At 47.0% G+C, this 17,455-nt stretch carries 13 protein-coding genes; 8 read left to right on the plus strand and 5 right to left on the minus strand.

The window, feature by feature from the left end:
• Positions 1-17: 17 nt before the first annotated feature.
• Positions 18-905, plus strand: a complete 888-nt coding sequence (locus OCU60_RS04655) for a LysR family transcriptional regulator (protein WP_074374164.1) — start codon at positions 18-20, stop codon at positions 903-905.
• Positions 906-1,010: 105 nt separating this feature from the next.
• On the plus strand, positions 1,011-1,577 hold the full coding sequence (gene tadA / locus OCU60_RS04660; RefSeq protein WP_074374163.1) for a tRNA adenosine(34) deaminase TadA: 567 nt from the start codon (positions 1,011-1,013) through the stop codon (positions 1,575-1,577).
• A 195-nt stretch (positions 1,578-1,772) separates the two neighbouring features.
• On the opposite strand, the gene OCU60_RS04665 is transcribed toward tadA, so the two are convergent.
• Complete coding sequence (locus OCU60_RS04665) at positions 1,773-1,904, minus strand: hypothetical protein (RefSeq protein WP_261854739.1); 132 nt, start codon at positions 1,902-1,904, stop codon at positions 1,773-1,775.
• Between the two features lie 188 nt (positions 1,905-2,092).
• Positions 2,093-3,661 (minus strand): membrane-bound lytic murein transglycosylase MltF, encoded by a 1,569-nt coding sequence (mltF, locus tag OCU60_RS04670; protein ID WP_074374162.1) that lies wholly within the window; start codon positions 3,659-3,661, stop codon positions 2,093-2,095.
• Positions 3,662-3,958: 297 nt separating this feature from the next.
• Here mltF and purL point away from each other — a divergent pair, with 297 nt between their 5' ends.
• The 6 genes from purL (at position 3,959) to OCU60_RS04700 (ending at position 15,144) form a co-directional block, all read left to right on the plus strand.
• The gene (gene purL, locus OCU60_RS04675) at positions 3,959-7,855 is read left to right on the plus strand and encodes a phosphoribosylformylglycinamidine synthase (RefSeq protein WP_074374161.1); all 3,897 of its coding nucleotides are present in this window, start codon (positions 3,959-3,961) and stop codon (positions 7,853-7,855) included.
• Positions 7,856-8,179: 324 nt separating this feature from the next.
• A complete protein-coding gene (gene ald, locus OCU60_RS04680; RefSeq protein ID WP_074374160.1) occupies positions 8,180-9,298 on the plus strand; it encodes an alanine dehydrogenase in 1,119 nt (372 codons plus the stop codon).
• A gap of 338 nt (positions 9,299-9,636) precedes the next feature.
• Positions 9,637-9,816: a hypothetical protein gene (locus OCU60_RS04685; RefSeq protein ID WP_074374159.1), complete on the plus strand. Its 180-nt coding sequence runs from the start codon at positions 9,637-9,639 to the stop codon at positions 9,814-9,816.
• Positions 9,817-9,982: 166 nt separating this feature from the next.
• On the plus strand, positions 9,983-12,190 hold the full coding sequence (gene katG, locus OCU60_RS04690) for a catalase/peroxidase HPI (protein ID WP_074374158.1): 2,208 nt from the start codon (positions 9,983-9,985) through the stop codon (positions 12,188-12,190).
• A gap of 505 nt (positions 12,191-12,695) precedes the next feature.
• Complete coding sequence (locus tag OCU60_RS04695; RefSeq protein WP_074374157.1) at positions 12,696-14,603, plus strand: methyl-accepting chemotaxis protein; 1,908 nt, start codon at positions 12,696-12,698, stop codon at positions 14,601-14,603.
• A gap of 187 nt (positions 14,604-14,790) precedes the next feature.
• On the plus strand, positions 14,791-15,144 hold the full coding sequence (locus OCU60_RS04700) for a hypothetical protein (RefSeq protein ID WP_074374156.1): 354 nt from the start codon (positions 14,791-14,793) through the stop codon (positions 15,142-15,144).
• A gap of 90 nt (positions 15,145-15,234) precedes the next feature.
• On the opposite strand, the gene OCU60_RS04705 is transcribed toward OCU60_RS04700, so the two are convergent.
• The 3 genes from OCU60_RS04705 to OCU60_RS04715 all read right to left on the minus strand — a co-directional run bounded on the left by OCU60_RS04705 (position 15,235) and on the right by OCU60_RS04715 (position 17,430).
• The gene (locus OCU60_RS04705) at positions 15,235-15,426 is read right to left on the minus strand and encodes a DUF4250 domain-containing protein (RefSeq protein WP_074374155.1); all 192 of its coding nucleotides are present in this window, start codon (positions 15,424-15,426) and stop codon (positions 15,235-15,237) included.
• A complete protein-coding gene (locus tag OCU60_RS04710; RefSeq protein WP_074374154.1) occupies positions 15,423-15,632 on the minus strand; it encodes a YaeP family protein in 210 nt (69 codons plus the stop codon). Before OCU60_RS04710 ends, OCU60_RS04705 begins: the two co-directional genes overlap by 4 nt.
• 79 nt (positions 15,633-15,711) lie before the next feature.
• On the minus strand, positions 15,712-17,430 hold the full coding sequence (locus OCU60_RS04715) for a proline--tRNA ligase (protein ID WP_074374153.1): 1,719 nt from the start codon (positions 17,428-17,430) through the stop codon (positions 15,712-15,714).
• Between the last annotated feature and the right edge of the window lie 25 nt (positions 17,431-17,455).

The raw sequence follows: 17,455 nt of genomic DNA on the forward strand, positions 1-17,455 counted from the left end.
TATGGTAATAATCAATCATGGCTATATGGGATGGTGTCAGCGAATTTGTTGCCGTCGCAGAGACAGAAAGCTTTACCCGAGCAGCACAGAAATTAACCACATCGGTGGCAAATGTCAGTCGTCGAGTTGCGGCGTTAGAGGAACGTCTGGCGATTAAGTTGTTATTGCGCACAACACGGAAAGTGTCATTGACGGAAGCCGGACAGGTCTACTATCAACAATGTAAACAGTTGGTGGAAGGTCTGGAGCATGCTGAGCGTACTGTGACCCAAATGCAGCAGATGCCGATCGGGCGGCTGAAAGTGACGGCACCAGTGACCTACGGAGAGCAGAAAATTGCCCCGTTGTTGCATGATTTTTTACAACTGTATCCGAAACTGGAGTTGGAACTGGTACTGACTAACCGACAACTGGACTTAATTGAAAACGGTGTTGATCTGGCGATTCGACTCGGACAACTACATGATTCCAGTTTTGTCGTCAGAAAGTTAAGTCCCAGACGGTTGCATGTTTGTGCGGCACCGACATATCTGGCGCAGTATGGTGAACCGTACACGTTATCCGAACTCTCTCAACATCAGTGTCTGGTCGGTACCAATGATCACTGGCGCTTCAAGGATCATCATCATGCACGCTCTCTGGGCATTCGCGGACGGATCCGTTGTAACAGTGGTGTGGTATTGCTTGATGCCGCATTGAAAGGAATGGGGCTCGCTCAGTTACCGGATTACTATGTCGAACCTTATCTCGCGAGCGGCCAGTTGGTGGAAGTGTTGACGCGTTATCGGGATGACCGGGAAGGCGTCTGGGCGCTGTACCCCCAAAATCGGCATATTTCACCGAAAGTCCGTTTACTGTCTGACTATCTCTATGAAGCGCTCTCAGAAAAGACGGGGCTCAAATAATATCAACGCGAATGATATCAACACGAATGATATCAACATGAAACATCGTGACATGATTCAGGGTATAATGCGGTGAAAGATAAGATGCAAAGAGATAGAGGATCCATGCAGGCGCAACATTTTTCTGCTGATGATGAACGGTTTATGCGTCGGGCGATACAACTGGCACATCAAGCGGAGTTGGAAGGGGAAGTTCCGGTCGGGGCCGTATTGGTCAAAGACGATCAGATTATTGCGGAGGGCTGGAATCGGTCTATCACCACCCATGATGCGACAGCCCATGCGGAAATTCAGGTCCTGCGCAAAGCCGGACAAGTGGTGGAAAACTATCGGCTGGTGGATTCGACGCTGTATGTCACACTGGAGCCTTGTCCGATGTGTGCCGGTGCGTTATTACACAGTCGGGTCAAACGGATTGTTTTTGGTGCACCAGACTTGAAAGCCGGGGCCGCAGGCACCGTGATGAACTTGTTTGAGAGTGAGGCCGCCTATCATTATGCGCAGATTGAACCCGGATTACTCGAAGCGGAGTGTCGTGAACAACTGCAATGCTTTTTCCGGCGTCGGCGTCAGGAGATTAAAGCCATCAAGCGTCAGCAGCAGGAGAGTGACCAATTCGATCAACCGTCAGCCAGAGCGGTCCAGTCAGCCAATGGTGTCGATACCGATTGAGCATCGTTGCACACAGCAAGCTGCACAAAGCAAAATGACAAAAGTAACCAGTGCCGGTTGCCGGTGCGCTTCAAATGATGGTTAAACGTTTGGGGAGAGTGCTGTCTCCTTCTTTTGATGTGGAGAAGGAGACGTCTGTGGTTACTGGATATTCCCGTCGTGGGAGAGTGATTCAGACTTGGTGAGTGGATTCACTCAGGCCATCTGATGAGTAAAAGCCCGGTGGCGGGCAAAAATTTTCTTTTTATTGTTGGCTAGCTTACGCTTGCGGTGAATCGCTGCTGTTGTCCGCCATAGATGCTTGGACTTTGTTCGTCTTTTCAGCATGGATTAACCTCCTTTCAAAAATACCAATAAATAGTCAGTACAATCTCTTCTTAAATGCCTTCAATCAGTTTTAAGAATCAGACAATTGTCTTTTACAGACGTATTATGACCGGAAGATGAACCCGACGAATATCGGGCATTTCTAATATGTAAGGGTTTCCATAACAAAAATCAAGCGTTGAATACTGTTATTGTGTTTCCGTCTCACTGGTATCTGCGGTTGTGGTTGTATTTTCATCGGATTCAATATTTTCAGCGGTATCATCTGGCTCGATGGCTTCATCCGCATCAGGAATCATTGCCTGAATAACGGTCAGATCATCGATGTTGGTACTGTCGTTACTCACCGGTGCCTTGGCGTTAATATGCCCAATCATACTTTGATAATAGCGGCGGATATTTTCGACATAGACGAGCGCTTCATCGCCCCGGGCATAACCATAACGGGTTTGGCTGAAATAACGACGCTTTCTCAACAGCGGAAGGCGATCTTTGACTTCTCCCCAGGCATTTGGGTCTCCGCCTTGTTGTTTGGTCAGGTGACGTGCATCCATCATGTGCCCGTAACCCATATTATAAGAGGCCAAAGCGAACCATATTTTCTCATGTTCTGGTATCGAGTCAGGGACGCGGCTGACCATACGACGAAGATATCTGACCCCACCGCGGATAGACTGCTCCGGATTGAGCCTGTTCCTGATCCCAACGGATTTTGCCGTTGTCAATGTAAGCATCATCATCCCCCGAACCCCGGTTGGTGATTTGGCTCTGGGGTTCCAGTGAGATTCCTGATAAGACAATGCAGCAATGAGGCGCCAGTCGAATTCACCGGCATATTTTTGAAATAGCGGAGACCATTTAGGCAGCCTGCTGTCCAGCGCTCGAATAAATGCTCGGGTATCGACGTAATCAAACGTCCCGATATGGCCGATATATTTTTCTTCAAGTGAAGCAATGGTACCGGTTTGTTTCTGATTCCCGAAAAATTCAATCATCAGTGCATAGAGGCTTTCATCATCCGAACGACGGATAAACCAAGAGATAGGCTGATCATCGGTAATTTCAAATGCGGTGGCTAAGTCGGGATAGATCCGTTGTGCCAGCGAAATTTCAACCGAATCAGCGATCGTGAACATCAAGTCCCCCTGAGAGACTTCTTTCAACAGATCATGAACATCTGAATCTGCTTCTATCTGAAACTGAAACTGAGGATATTTCTTTTTGAGTCGCACCAGTGTTTGCTCAAAGTGAGAATCATCGACAACATTCAATACCTTGTTCTGTTCTGGTGTGTTTAAGAGCGCTTGTTGTTTCTGAATCAGTTGACTCATATTGCGAGGATGCCACTGACCCTGACGGTAAACAATTTGCTGACTGATATAGTAATAGGCAGGGCCGGGACGGAATTTTTGGATACGTTGAGTATTTTGGATCTGACCTGCTGCAATGATATCGACTTCGCCTTTTTCCAATGCGGGAAAAAGCGCAGCAACACGATAAACAGGTTTCATTTCTAATTTGACACCGAGGGATTTGGCAAATTCGCGTGCCAGTTCATAATCCATGCCCGATGGTCCTTCCGGCCCGATAAAATACGAGAGCTGATTGTTCAGGGTGCCGACGCGTAACACCCCCCGCTCACGGATCTGGTCGAGTTCGCTTTTCGGTTTGGAGTCGATCTGACAGCCACTGAGTAAGGTTACCATGAATATAAAAGCGAGGATGCTATGGGTCTGACATCGGAATTTTCGGGTCATGTACAACTTATCTCTTTTTATCATGATGCTTTTATATCAAAGCCCCACCGAATCGCAACTTTTTGATGTGTAAAATGGTAAATTATGTCGCTGACAATGACATGAAAGCGAGAGATTTCAAAATTCATAAAAAAAATGACGCAAACGGTTGCGTTTGGTGTTACATCACAAAAATAATTCCTTTATAATGCGCCGCACAATGTAGGTGAAATTGGTATGAATTCAAGTTTTTTCCAATTTAATTGTTTGAATTTATTCCAATACTACCTTAACCAACAGCAACAGAGACCTAAGCACATGAGAATTTTCCGTGGCTCCCCAGCGCTTTCTGAATTCCGAGTAAACAAACTTCTTGAACGGTGTCGTGAGCTGCGCTTACCCGTGACCGGTATTTACGCAGAATTCATGCACTTTGCTGATTTGACAGCCGATTTGGATCGTCAAGAAACAGAGAAGTTAGAAAAATTGCTGACTTATGGCCCGACCATTGAAGAGCATCAGCCAGAAGGTTTATTGCTGCTGGTTACACCGCGTCCGGGCACCATTTCTCCATGGTCATCGAAGTCGAGCGATATTGCACATAACTGCGGCCTCGATAAAGTCAAACGTTTGGAACGGGGGACGGCTTACTATATCGAGTCTTCAACAACCTTGACTGAAGCGGAACAAACTGTGCTACAAGCATTACTCCATGATCGGATGATGGAAGTGGTTTTCACAGATCTGGACTCGGTTGCCAGCCTATTCCACACTGCGACACCAACAGCAGTCACTGCGGTTGATGTGATTGGCGGTGGACGCAAAGCATTGGAACAAGCCAACCTTACCCTTGGTCTGGCACTGGCTGAAGATGAAATCGACTATCTGGTTGAGAGCTTTACCAAACTTGGCCGTAATCCAAATGACATTGAGCTGATGATGTTTGCACAAGCAAACTCAGAACATTGTCGTCACAAGATTTTTAATGCGGACTGGACCATTGACGGTGTTCAACAGGAAAAATCCCTGTTTAAAATGATTAAGAATACCTATGAAACGACACCGGATCATGTGTTGTCAGCATACAAAGATAATGCCGCGGTGATGACCGGCTCTACGGCGGGACGTTTCTTCCCTGATCCTCAGACGCGTCAGTACAACTATCATACTGAAGAGACTCATATCCTGATGAAGGTGGAAACCCATAACCACCCGACAGCGATTTCGCCATGGCCCGGCGCTTCTACGGGGAGTGGCGGTGAAATCCGTGATGAGGGCGCAACCGGAATCGGTGGTAAGCCGAAAGCCGGTCTGGTCGGGTTTTCGGTCTCTAACCTGCGTATTCCTCATTTTGAACAGCCATGGGAGACTGATTTCGGTAAACCGGGACGGATCGTCAATGCGCTGGATATCATGATTGAAGGGCCTTTGGGCGGGGCGGCATTTAACAATGAATTCGGTCGTCCGAATCTGCTGGGGTATTTCCGGACCTATGAAGAGAAAGTGACGTCTCATGCCGGAGAAGAAATTCGTGGTTATCATAAGCCGATCATGATTGCCGGTGGAATGGGGAACATCCGCGACGCGCATATTCAAAAGAAAGAGATTCCGGTCGGAGCGAGCCTGATTGTGTTGGGTGGTCCTGCGATGAACATCGGTTTGGGCGGCGGTGCCGCATCTTCCATGGCTTCTGGTCAGTCGGCTGAGGATCTGGATTTTGCCTCTGTTCAACGTGAAAACCCTGAAATGGAACGACGTTGTCAGGAAGTGATTGACCGTTGCTGGCAGTTAGGAGAAAACAACCCGATTGCCTTTATTCATGATGTCGGTGCCGGTGGTATTTCGAATGCGTTGCCGGAGTTGGTCAATGACGGAGAGCGCGGTGGTAAATTTCAGTTGCGTGATGTGCCGAATGACGAGCCGGGGATGAGCCCGTTGGAAATCTGGTGTAATGAATCACAGGAGCGTTATGTTTTAGCGGTTGCGCCTGAACATATGGAAGCCTTTGATGCGATCTGTCGTCGTGAACGAGCCCCTTATGCGGTAGTCGGGACAGCAACGGAAGCGCGCCATTTGACACTGGAAGACGCACACTTTAACAACACACCGATTGATATGCCGATGGATATTTTGTTGGGTAAGGCGCCGAAAATGCATCGTGAAGCCACAACTCAAAAGGTCCAAGGTTCAGCTTTAGATCGCAGTGGTATCGAGTTAAATGAAGCAGTTGAACGCGTTCTGCGCTTACCCGCAGTGGCTGAAAAAACGTTCCTGATTACCATTGGTGATCGTTCTGTTACCGGGATGGTGGCACGCGATCAGATGGTGGGGCCGTGGCAAATTCCGGTTGCCAACTGTGCGGTCACCACGGCCAGTTTTGATACCTATTGTGGTGAAGCGATGTCGATGGGGGAGCGGACTCCCGTGGCGCTGCTCGATTTTGCTGCGTCAGCCCGCCTGGCTGTTGCCGAGTCGTTGACCAATATTGCGGCAACTGCGATTGGCGATCTGAAACACATTAAATTATCGGCCAACTGGATGTCTCCGGCGGGTCACCCGGGTGAAGATGCCGGATTGTATGAAGCGGTCAAAGCGGTCGGTGAAGAGTTATGTCCGGCCCTTGGTCTGACGATTCCGGTCGGTAAAGACTCGATGTCAATGAAGACCAAATGGCATGAAACCAACGGTGAACAGAAAGAAGTGACGTCGCCATTGTCTCTGGTGATTACTGCTTTTGCCCGAGTTGAAGATGTTCGCAAGACGGTCACACCACAGCTTCGCACGGATTTAGGGGATACCCGACTGATTGCGATAGATTTGGGGAATGGTAAAAATCGCCTTGGCGCAACGGCATTAGCGCAAGTATACAAGCAGCTCGGTGACCAACCGGCTGACGTGGATGATGCAATGCAACTGAAAGGTTTCTTTAATGCCATTCAGGGATGCGTCCGTACCAATAAACTGTTGGCATACCATGATAAAGGCGATGGTGGTCTGTTGGTCACATTGGCGGAGATGGCATTTGCGGGTCACTGTGGTGTGAATGTTGACATCGCTGCGTTAGGAGACGATGTTCTCTCTGTGCTGTTTAACGAAGAGTTGGGTGCAGTGGTTCAAGTACATGAGCATGATGTCGATGCTGTTCTGGACATTCTGGCTGAACAAGGTCTGCAAGCGTGTACTCATGTGATCGGGACTGTAGACGCTTCTGATCGGTTTGTCGTGACACATCAAGAACAGGTTGTTTATGAACGCTCCAGAACTGAGCTCAGAACGATTTGGGCTGAAACGACTTATCAGATGCAGGCACTTCGTGATAATCCGGATTGCGCGCAGCAAGAGTTTGCCGCGAAGCAAGAGGATGCCGATCCGGGGCTGAATGTTCATCTGAGCTACGATATTCATGAAGATGTGGCTGCACCGTTTGTCAATATCGGTGCCAGACCGAAAATGGCAGTGCTGCGTGAGCAAGGTGTCAATTCTCATGTTGAGATGGCCGCCGCTTTTGAGCGGGCAGGTTTTGATGCGATTGATGTTCACATGAGTGATGTGTTGTCTGGTCATATCACATTAGCGCAGTATCAGGGATTGGTTGCTTGTGGCGGCTTCTCTTACGGGGATGTCTTAGGGGCTGGTGAAGGCTGGGCAAAATCGATTCTGTTCAATACGCAAGCCAGAGATATGTTTGAAGGATTCTTTAACCGTCAAGATACATTTGCGCTTGGGGTGTGTAACGGATGCCAGATGTTGTCCAACCTCAGAGATTTGATCCCGGGTGCTGATTTATGGCCGCGGTTTGTCCGTAACGAGTCCGAGCGTTTTGAAGCTCGTTTTAGCTTGGTTGAAGTCCAGCCATCCGATTCAGTTTTCTTCAGTGGTATGGCCGGATCCCGGATGCCAATTGCAGTTTCTCATGGGGAAGGTCGGGTTGAAGTCCGTGATAACGCACATTTGGCTGCGATTGAGCAATCCGGAACGGTTGCCATTCGTTACGTCGATAACTATGGACAAGCGACTCAGCAGTATCCGAATAACCCGAATGGTTCACCGAATGCCATTACCGGCCTGACAACCACTGATGGCCGTGTCACGATCATGATGCCTCACCCAGAGCGGGTTTTCCGTACGGTGGTGAACTCATGGCATCCCGATTCATGGGGTGAGAATGGTGCTTGGATGCGAATGTTCCAGAATGCACGGAAAATGCTGGGCTAATTTCTGAGCTTCTTTTGATCGGAATCCAATAGAAATACGATAGAAATCCCCTGTCAGTCGGCAGGGGATTTTTTGTTTGTGTTATGAGATTGTTTCACTGGTGAGTGGTTTGCCCACTTTTTTTTACATATTTTCTGGCTGCATCTGCTGAAAAAATAATTTAAATTAGTTTTATAATCTGATTTAAATTTATATTATTTATCTTTATTCTAAAATTGAGCTAGATCTATAGTTTTTGATGCTTTTTTTTATTGATTTATTGGTTTAAATCACTGTATTGTTTGTTTATTCTAACAACGTTAATTTTTTGCAGAGGATAAGGATATGTTGATTGGTGTACCCAAAGAAATTAAGAACCATGAATACCGCGTTGGGATGACGCCTGCGAGTGTTAAGGAATTAACTCAAAGAGGCCATCACATCTTGGTTGAGACATTAGCCGGAGCTGGGATTGAGTTCTCTGATCAGGACTATATTGACGCTGGGGCAACCATTAGCCCTGATGCCGCGACGATTTTCGCGGAAAGTGACATGGTTGTGAAAGTGAAGGAACCGCAAGCGAGTGAACGAGCCATGTTGCGGGAAGATCAAATCCTGTTTACCTATCTTCATCTCGCACCTGATGCCGCTCAGACACATGATTTAATTCAAAGTAAAGCGGTGTGTATTGCTTATGAAACCGTCACGAGTGCAAACCGAACACTACCGCTGTTGGCACCGATGTCGGAAGTGGCCGGGCGGATGTCAATTCAGGCTGCGATGACTTCATTAGAAAAATCACATGCTGGCCGTGGTTTATTGCTGGGTGGTGTTCCGGGGGTTGAGCCGGCCAAAGTGACGGTTATCGGTGCGGGTGTCGTTGGACGCAATGCCGCACAAATGGCAGCAGGCCTTGGGGCTGAAGTAGTGATTATCGATAAAAATATCGATGCTTTACGCGATATTGATGCGATTTATCAAGGGAAAATCACAACGGTTTATTCCACAGCTGATGCGATTGAAAAACATGTTTTATCTGCCGATGTCGTGATTGGTTCGGTGCTGTTGCCCGGTGCTGAAGCGCCGAAACTGATTACCGCAGAGATGGTCAAACGGATGAAATCTGGTGCTGTCTTGGTCGATGTCGCCATTGATCAGGGGGGATGTGCTGAAACGTCGAAGGCCACGACCCACCAGGAGCCAACATATATTGTCGATGACGTGGTGCATTACTGTGTCGCGAACATGCCCGGTGGCGTTGCCCGAACATCAACCGTTGCGTTAAACAATGCGACGTTGCCTTATATTATTGCACTTGCTGAAAAAGGTTACCGCGCAGCATTACTTGCTGACGAACACTTCCTGAACGGGCTGAATGTTTGCCATGGGCAACTGACCAATCGCTTTGTTGCAGAGAGTCACACTCTGGATTATGTCGATGCAAAGGTCGCTTTAGCCGATTAATGGTTGATTTACCATTGAAGCAATATCGCTGATTATTGCCAGTGGGCGGTTGAATCTCAATCGCTCACTTTGTTTTTGTTTTATTTTGCTGTTGTCTCTATGAATTAGTCTCTATAAATCAGCTATCGCATTGATTTTTAAAAAAGGCACCATTTTCCCCCATCTCTATTTCATCTCTTCAACCGATCAATGCTTTCCAAACATGCTCAGTATTGGGTGGGTTGTCAATTGTAGATAGATTTCTTCTATAGAATGGATAGGTCGAAACCATTATCACTTTCCGTGGTCTATTTCTATACTGGAATCTGATTGAGTAGATTGCAAAAGAAGGGTTCCTTATGTCTGAGTCGTTGCCTGAAAAAATAGCCAGTGTTGAACATCAGGTTGCAATGGAAACATTGTCTCACTACGAAAGTGAAGCATGTCACTCCTTTGCATGTCATCAGTACTTATTGGTTGAAGCTCTCGCCAGTGAAACGCCTCAATCTTACTCATTCTGGGATATGTTCTTTTTTTAATTTTTAGGTTGAAACATGTTGGATGGAACGTTTCAGATCGTAGAGTAACGGATTGATGCATCTTTTTATTCATCATACTGAAGTCCCATCTTTCATTGGTGTAGAAGTCACTTATTAGAGTATTGAATTCAATAAAAGCAAAACGCTGCGAAGCAGGAGACAGACAATGGAACAGAATAAAATGTCAGGAAAATGCCCCGTCATGCATGGTAGTCATACCCGTGTCGGAGGAAAAGGTACCAAGAATGTTGATTGGTGGCCAAATCAGCTCAACCTCAGAATTCTTCATCAAAATGATGAGAAATCGAATCCGCTCGGTGACGATTTTGACTACGCAGCGGCCTTTAGTGCGCTAGATTTAAGTGCCGTAAAGCAAGATATTGAGGCCGTTCAGAAAGATTCACAATCATGGTGGCCGGCTGACTACGGACATTATGGTCCTTTTATGATCCGGATGGCATGGCATGCTGCCGGGACTTACCGGACGGGGGATGGCCGTGGCGGGGCTTCCACTGGGAATCAACGTTTTGCACCATTAAACAGTTGGCCGGATAACGCTAACTTAGATAAAGCGCGTCGTCTGCTCTGGCCGGTGAAACAAAAATATGGCAACAGTCTGTCTTGGGCGGATTTGTTCATCTTGGCCGGGAATGTGGCTTTGGAATCGATGGGGTTAAAAACCTTTGGTTTCGGTGGCGGACGAAAAGATATCTGGGAACCAGAAGAAGATATTTACTGGGGTGCAGAAGATGAATGGCTGGGTAATGACAACCGTTATACCGGAGAGCGGGATTTAGAAAATCCGTTGGCTGCGGTCCAGATGGGATTGATTTATGTTAACCCTGAAGGTCCGAATGGCAAATCGGATCCACTGGCTTCAGGTCGTGATGTTCGTGAAACATTCGCCCGGATGGCGATGGATGATTATGAAACGGTCGCTTTGACTGCGGGTGGGCATACGTTTGGTAAAACGCATGGTGCAGGTGATGCGGCGCTTGTCGGGGCTGAACCGGAAGCTGCATCACTTGAGGAAATGGGGTTAGGCTGGAAAAGTAGCTACGGTAGCGGCAAAGGACACGATACGATTACCAGTGGTCTGGAAGGTGCGTGGACACCAACGCCGACTCAATGGGACAACAGCTATTTTGATGTCCTGTTCGGTTATGACTGGAAATTAGTGAAAAGTCCTGCGGGAGCAACACAGTGGGTCCCCGTTGATTTGGCTGACAAAGATAAAGCACCGGATGCCGAAGATGACTCAGTGAAAGTCGGTATTATGATGACTGATGCTGATATGGCCATGCGAGAAGATCCGATATATCGGAAGATTTCAAAACATTTCCATGAAAATCCGGATGAGTTTGCCGATGCATTTGCCCGGGCTTGGTTTAAGCTGACTCACCGGGATATGGGGCCGAAAGTTCGCTATCTTGGTCCTGAAGTACCGCAGGAAGATTTAATTTGGCAAGACCCACTACCAGCAGTTGATCATGGTTTAGTTGATGCACATGATGTCGCATCATTGAAAGCAGAGATTCTTGCGACGGATTTGACGGTATCGGAATTGGTTTATACAGCATGGTCTTCAGCGGCAACGTTCCGTGGTTCGGATAGTCGCGGTGGCGCTAACGGGGCGCGGATTCGTCTTGCACCGCAGAAAGACTGGGAAGTCAATCAGCCAGAACAACTCCAGAAAGTATTGCATGTGCTGGCGGCAGTTCAGCAGAAGTTTAATGCGGCACAAAGCGGTAATAAGAAAATTTCGCTGGCAGATTTGATTGTGCTGGGGGGCTCGGCAGCAATTGAACAGGCGGCGCGTCAGGCCGGTCATTCGATTACTGTTCCGTTTGCTGCGGGACGAACTGATACGACTGATGAGCAAACGGATGTGGAATCATTTGCAGTCCTCGAACCGATTGCCGATGGTTTCCGCAACTATCAGAAACGTAGTTATACCGTTTCAGCAGAAGAGTTACTCCTTGACCGTGCTCAGTTGCTGACTTTAACCGCACCAGAGATGACGGTTCTGGTTGGTGGAATGCGTGCACTGAATGCGAATTTTGGTCAGTCACAGCACGGTGTTCTGACCAAAAATCCGGGAGTTCTGAGCAACGATTTCTTTATTCACTTGTTGGATATGGACACTGAATGGAAACCGACTTCTGAAGCGGCTGATATTTTTGAAGGTCGTGATCGTCAGACAGGGGATGTGAAGTGGACGGCTTCTCGTGTCGATTTAGTCTTCGGTTCTAACTCTCAGTTACGTGCATTGGCTGAAGTTTATGCCGGTCATGACGCTGGAGAGAAATTTATCCGTGATTTCGTCAAAGCATGGGTGAAAGTGATGCAAGCTGATCGGTTTGATTTAAAATAATCCCACGTAATACACCATGTGAAATCCCCTGTCTGTCGGCAGGGGATTTTTTTATTGCGGCAACATGATGGCGATATTGGGTCACTCTTCCTGTGTATTCGAATCAGTGAGATATGACCTGAACGGGATGGTCTTATTCATCGCCTCATCTCGGGATTGAAAGAAAGGTGGTGATAATGTGTTACAGATTATTTGCTATAGATTGATTTGATGTCGTGATTGAATGTTTTTATGTATTTTATCCATCAATGTCCTCCATTTCTCTGCTTATCCTATATTTTTACTAACTCATCGTACCTGAATCCGGTTTTTTATATCTGATTGCCTTGCCAAAGTGGATAAGTAAGTTGTTGTATGTGCAACTAAATGTGTTATTATTTCTCACTTGTGAGACGTTCTTGCTATTGACTTACTGTTATTTATCTGAACTCTATTTTTGAAATCGGTTCTTGGGGCAGTAACTTTTACTTTTGTGTTTGAATCGGCGTTAGTGTAGTGGGTATTTATGAAACAACTTGGATTAAAAAAATTGCTAATTTTGTCCGTTATGTTGCTGGTCGGCATATCGGTTTCAATGACCAGTTATGTACTTTATTCTCAGGAAGAAAAAATCCTGACAGAGAATGTTTTTCAGTCGAGTGAAAACTATGTTGCATCGAAAGCAGTGGTTATCGAAACCATGCTGCAAGAGAAAATTAATGGTATTCATCAACTGGCACAGCTGTATCAGCATCAGGATATCCCCAGAGCTGAAGATGAGCTGATTCAATTGGCACCGTCGCTGGCGGCAGCCATGAATCTGGATAGTTTTGTCATTGGTCTGGATGATGGCAGAGCATATTGGAGTATGGAAAATCAGGCTTGGCCGAATCATCGACTGAAAGGTGATGCCCGGGATACGGATTGGTATAAGCAAGGGCTGTCATCCGGTACGGTGAGTGTGACGCCACCATACCTCGGTTCGTCGAAACAAAAATACTGGGTCAGTATTCTGGAAAAGATCAAAGGTGGTGTAATCACGACCGATATGGAGCTCGATTTTTTAAGTCACATCGTCAAGGAATCGAACAAAATTCCGGGTGCTGTTGCACTGATTCTCGACGAGGATAGCCGGATTTTGGCAACAACATCATCTGCCTTGAAATTGGGTGATGATCTTCGTGATACTCAATGGGGACGTCCTTTGGCTTTACATATGGTAGAGCATGAATTTAGCCATCTTGGCTATAATCTGAATGGCACAGACAAGCTGATGTTCTCCCACCGGATTCATTTAGGGCAGAAAAATTGGTATTACATGATTGGCTTGGATAAGTCGGTTGTTTTTAAGCAATTAACCAAAGCAAGAAACAGTGCGATTATTTTCTCGTTACTTGCTTGTTTTATCAGTGTGATTATCACTTACTTCCTGATTCAGGTGCTTTACCGTCCTATTCTATCATTGAAAGAAACGATTCAGGGACTGGCCAGCGGGCAAGGTGATTTGACCCAACGTTTGAACGTTGACACGAATGATGATTTGGGCCAGATTTCTCAGGGCGTGAATCAATTCATTGAGAATCTGCAACATATGATGCTGGAGATTCAAAAGTATTGTCTCTCACTACAAACGAATGTTGAACATATGCTGAGTCAGTCGGAGAAGAATGGTTCAATCTTGAAAAAGCATGTTTCGGAGACTGAACAGGTTGTCACGGCAATTGAAGAAATGAGCTCGACGGCTGATTCGATGGCGACAGATGCGGCAAATACAGCCAGCCTCGTGGCGCGAACGAATGAAACCAGTGTGGAATCTCGCGCAATCATTGATCGTTCGAAAGAGACGGTCTCAGCGCTGATTGATGATGTGGAACACTCTGTTAGCGATGTACATAATATGACACTTGAAACACAGAAAATTAATGAAATACTCAGTGTGATTGGGGAAATTGCAGAGCAAACCAATTTGTTGGCTTTGAATGCTGCAATTGAAGCGGCCCGGGCAGGAGAACAAGGGCGAGGATTTGCCGTTGTTGCTGATGAAGTGCGTAACCTTGCCAGCCGGACCAAAGATAGTACAACTGAAGTTGAGCTAGCGCTTAAGAGTCTCGCCAATGGTAACCACGCGGTGGTGAGTTCGATGGAAGATACACGAACGCGTTGTCAGGAGACCGCTGAAGGTGCGGGTCAGGCTGCGGATAGTCTGGAAGTCATCTCCCGCCATGTCATGGATATTAATGATCTGAGTTCTCAAATTGCGACAGCGGCTGAAGAGCAAAGTTGCGTGACTCAAGAGCTAAGCCGCAATATGTCGGCAATCAATGATATGGTTGTTGAACTGGAGTCGATCGGCGTACAGTCGGTGTCAGATATGGGCGATATTGCGGATATCAATAATAGTCTGACGGCAATTGTCTCACGTTTTAAACTTTAAGCTAGCGATTGCCGGATACTGAATGGATATGCTCAGATCATTGGCTCGGCAACGTGAATCGATATTGATAAAAACCGAAGCATCTGCTTCGGTTTTTTGATCAAGATAAAAGACTTTCAAGTGCATATCTTTGCACCTGCTGATATGATACTTAAAAAATTCAACCTCACGTCAGACAAGGCTCTCAATGGATAAAGTGCAATTTTCCGTCGGTCATATCACCTTCTTCTATCAGCTGACGTCTGAGCAGCAAAAATTGGCATCGTTAACTGAAACGACGACGCTTAACCTCAGTGAATGGCCCCAGTTTTCAGAACAATTTACCAGTGCGATTCAATCTGCTATTCCTGATGAATTGAAGTTACCGACGGAGAGGCAATTGGATTATGCACGGCGGATTGCTACTGACCTAAAGGTTGAACTCCCGGACGGCTATCAAGATAGCGCCCTGATTTGTCTGGCATTTTTTGCTGAATATAAACCAGCGCATGATCGAATGCTGGCCATTTATAAAGGCATCAAAGGTAATTTATTGGGATAAACCGATCGCGATGACGGGAAGGGCATTGCGCATTCGCTTCCCGTCAATTCGTGACGGAATCAGAGTCGTTCGCAGCAGCGAACCATCCCGTTAACGAAACTGGCCGACTTCAGGAAGGAATTCAAATCCAGCGCTCGCAAGACGGTCGATCAGCACTTGTTTATCGAGCTCGTAATAAGACACGAGCTGATCCAAATCTCCGGCAAAATCATCCCGTAACTTCGTATTGACCAAACTGAACAGCAGAATTGGATCCATCGTGGCAAAGTTGGCAAGATTCATGATCGATCCTCAAAATCTGATATCAGTAAGTTGGCGGCAGCAAAGGCGGCTTGCTCACGAGCATCCTTCGGGAGAGATGCATCGGAGGCGATACTGTTGAGTGCGCGCAGAGCACAACTGATCGCCTGAGGGATGTATGCCTGATCGCCACTGCCAATCTGGGCATATCGTTCACGGATTAAATCACAGCAATCGTATACTTTCATCATGGGTATCCTTGCAATTGTTTTGGGTCATGCCAATGAAAAAGGGTTGCCAGAGCAACCCTTTCGAACAAGCCAACCGTTATCGAGTGAGTTGAGCTTGAAGGTGTGCGACGACGTCACTCATCGATACGGACGTTTTTTCACCGGACCGACGGTTTTTGTATTCGAAATTGCCTTCATCCATACTGCGGTCACCGATGATGATCATATGTGGAATACCGATCAGTTCCATATCGGAAAACATCACACCGGGGCGTTCTTTACGATCATCGAACAGGACATCAATGCCTTGCGCTTGTAAGTCAGCGTATAGTTTTTCTGCTGCTTCTTGAACACGCTCGGATTTATGCATATTCATCGGTACAATCACGACTTCAAATGGCGCAATGGCATTCGGCCAGATGATGCCATTCTGGTCATGATTCTGTTCGATTGACGCAGCAACAACCCGAGTACATCCGATCCCGTAGCAACCCATTTCCATGGTAACGCTCTTACCATCCGGACCCAACACGTTGGCTTTCATTGATTCTGAATAGTTGGTGCCCAACTGGAAGATGTGGCCGACTTCAATCCCCCGTTTGAGGAGGAGAGTGCCTTGTCCGCATGGACTCGGATCGCCTTCAACGACATTACGCAAATCGGCAACTTGCCCGAGTTCAACGTCACGACCCCAGTTAATGCCGAAGTAGTGTTTATCATCGATGTTCGCACCTGCCGCAAAGTCGCTCATTACCGCGACGGAACGGTCAACCACCATCGGTAATTTCAGCCCAACAGGTCCCAGCGAGCCCGGTCCTGCGCCAATCAGTGCACGAATCTCTTCTTCGGTGGCAAACGTCAGTGGCGCTGCAACTTCAGGCAGATTTTCTGCTTTGACTTCATTCAGCTCATGGTCACCACGAATCAACAGGGCAATAATCGGTGCCTCAACAGGATTCGATGCTTTGACATAAAGTGTCTTGATCGTTTTTTCAATCGGCAAATTAAACTGTTCAACCAATTGTGCGATGGTTTTGGCATTCGGTGTATCGACCAGTGTCATTGTCTGTGTCGGTTCCGCTCGTGTTGTTGCCGGTGCCAGCGCTTCTGCTTTTTCAAGGTTGGCTGCGTAATCTGACTCAGTTGAGAAGGCAATTAAATCTTCACCACTTTCAGCCAGGACGTGGAATTCCTGCGAACCACTGCCACCAATAGCACCGGAATCAGCCAGCACAGGACGGTAATCGAGCCCCATGCGATTGAAAATATGACAGTAAGCGGTATGCATATCCTGATAGGTTGCTTCTAAGCTTTCCCGATCGATATGGAAAGAGTAAGCATCTTTCATGATGAATTCTCGTGAACGCATCACACCGAAACGGGGACGAACTTCATCACGAAACTTCGTTTGAATCTGATACAAGCTCAAAGGCAATTGTTTATAGGATTTGACTTCGTTGCGAATCATGTCGGTGATGACTTCTTCATGAGTCGGTCCCAGTACAAACGGTCGGTCGTGGCGGTCTGCAATACGCAGTAATTCAGGGCCGAACTTATCCCAACGGCCGGTTTCCTGCCAAAGCTCCGAAGGTTGGACAACCGGCATCAGTGTTTCTACGGCACCGGCTTTGTTCATTTCTTCCCGAATAATATTCTCGACTTTACGCAGCACACGCAGTCCGGTCGGTAACCAAGTATAAAGGCCGGAAGCGAGTCTCCGAATCATACCAGCCCGTAGCATGAGCTGATGGCTGACGATTTCTGCGTCGTTTGGTGTCTCCTTCAAGGTTGAAAGAAGATATTTACTGGTACGCATGATGGGTATCCATTCATTAAGTTAT

Source organism: Vibrio spartinae (genome assembly GCF_024347135.1).
GTDB classification, from domain to species: domain Bacteria; phylum Pseudomonadota; class Gammaproteobacteria; order Enterobacterales; family Vibrionaceae; genus Vibrio; species Vibrio spartinae.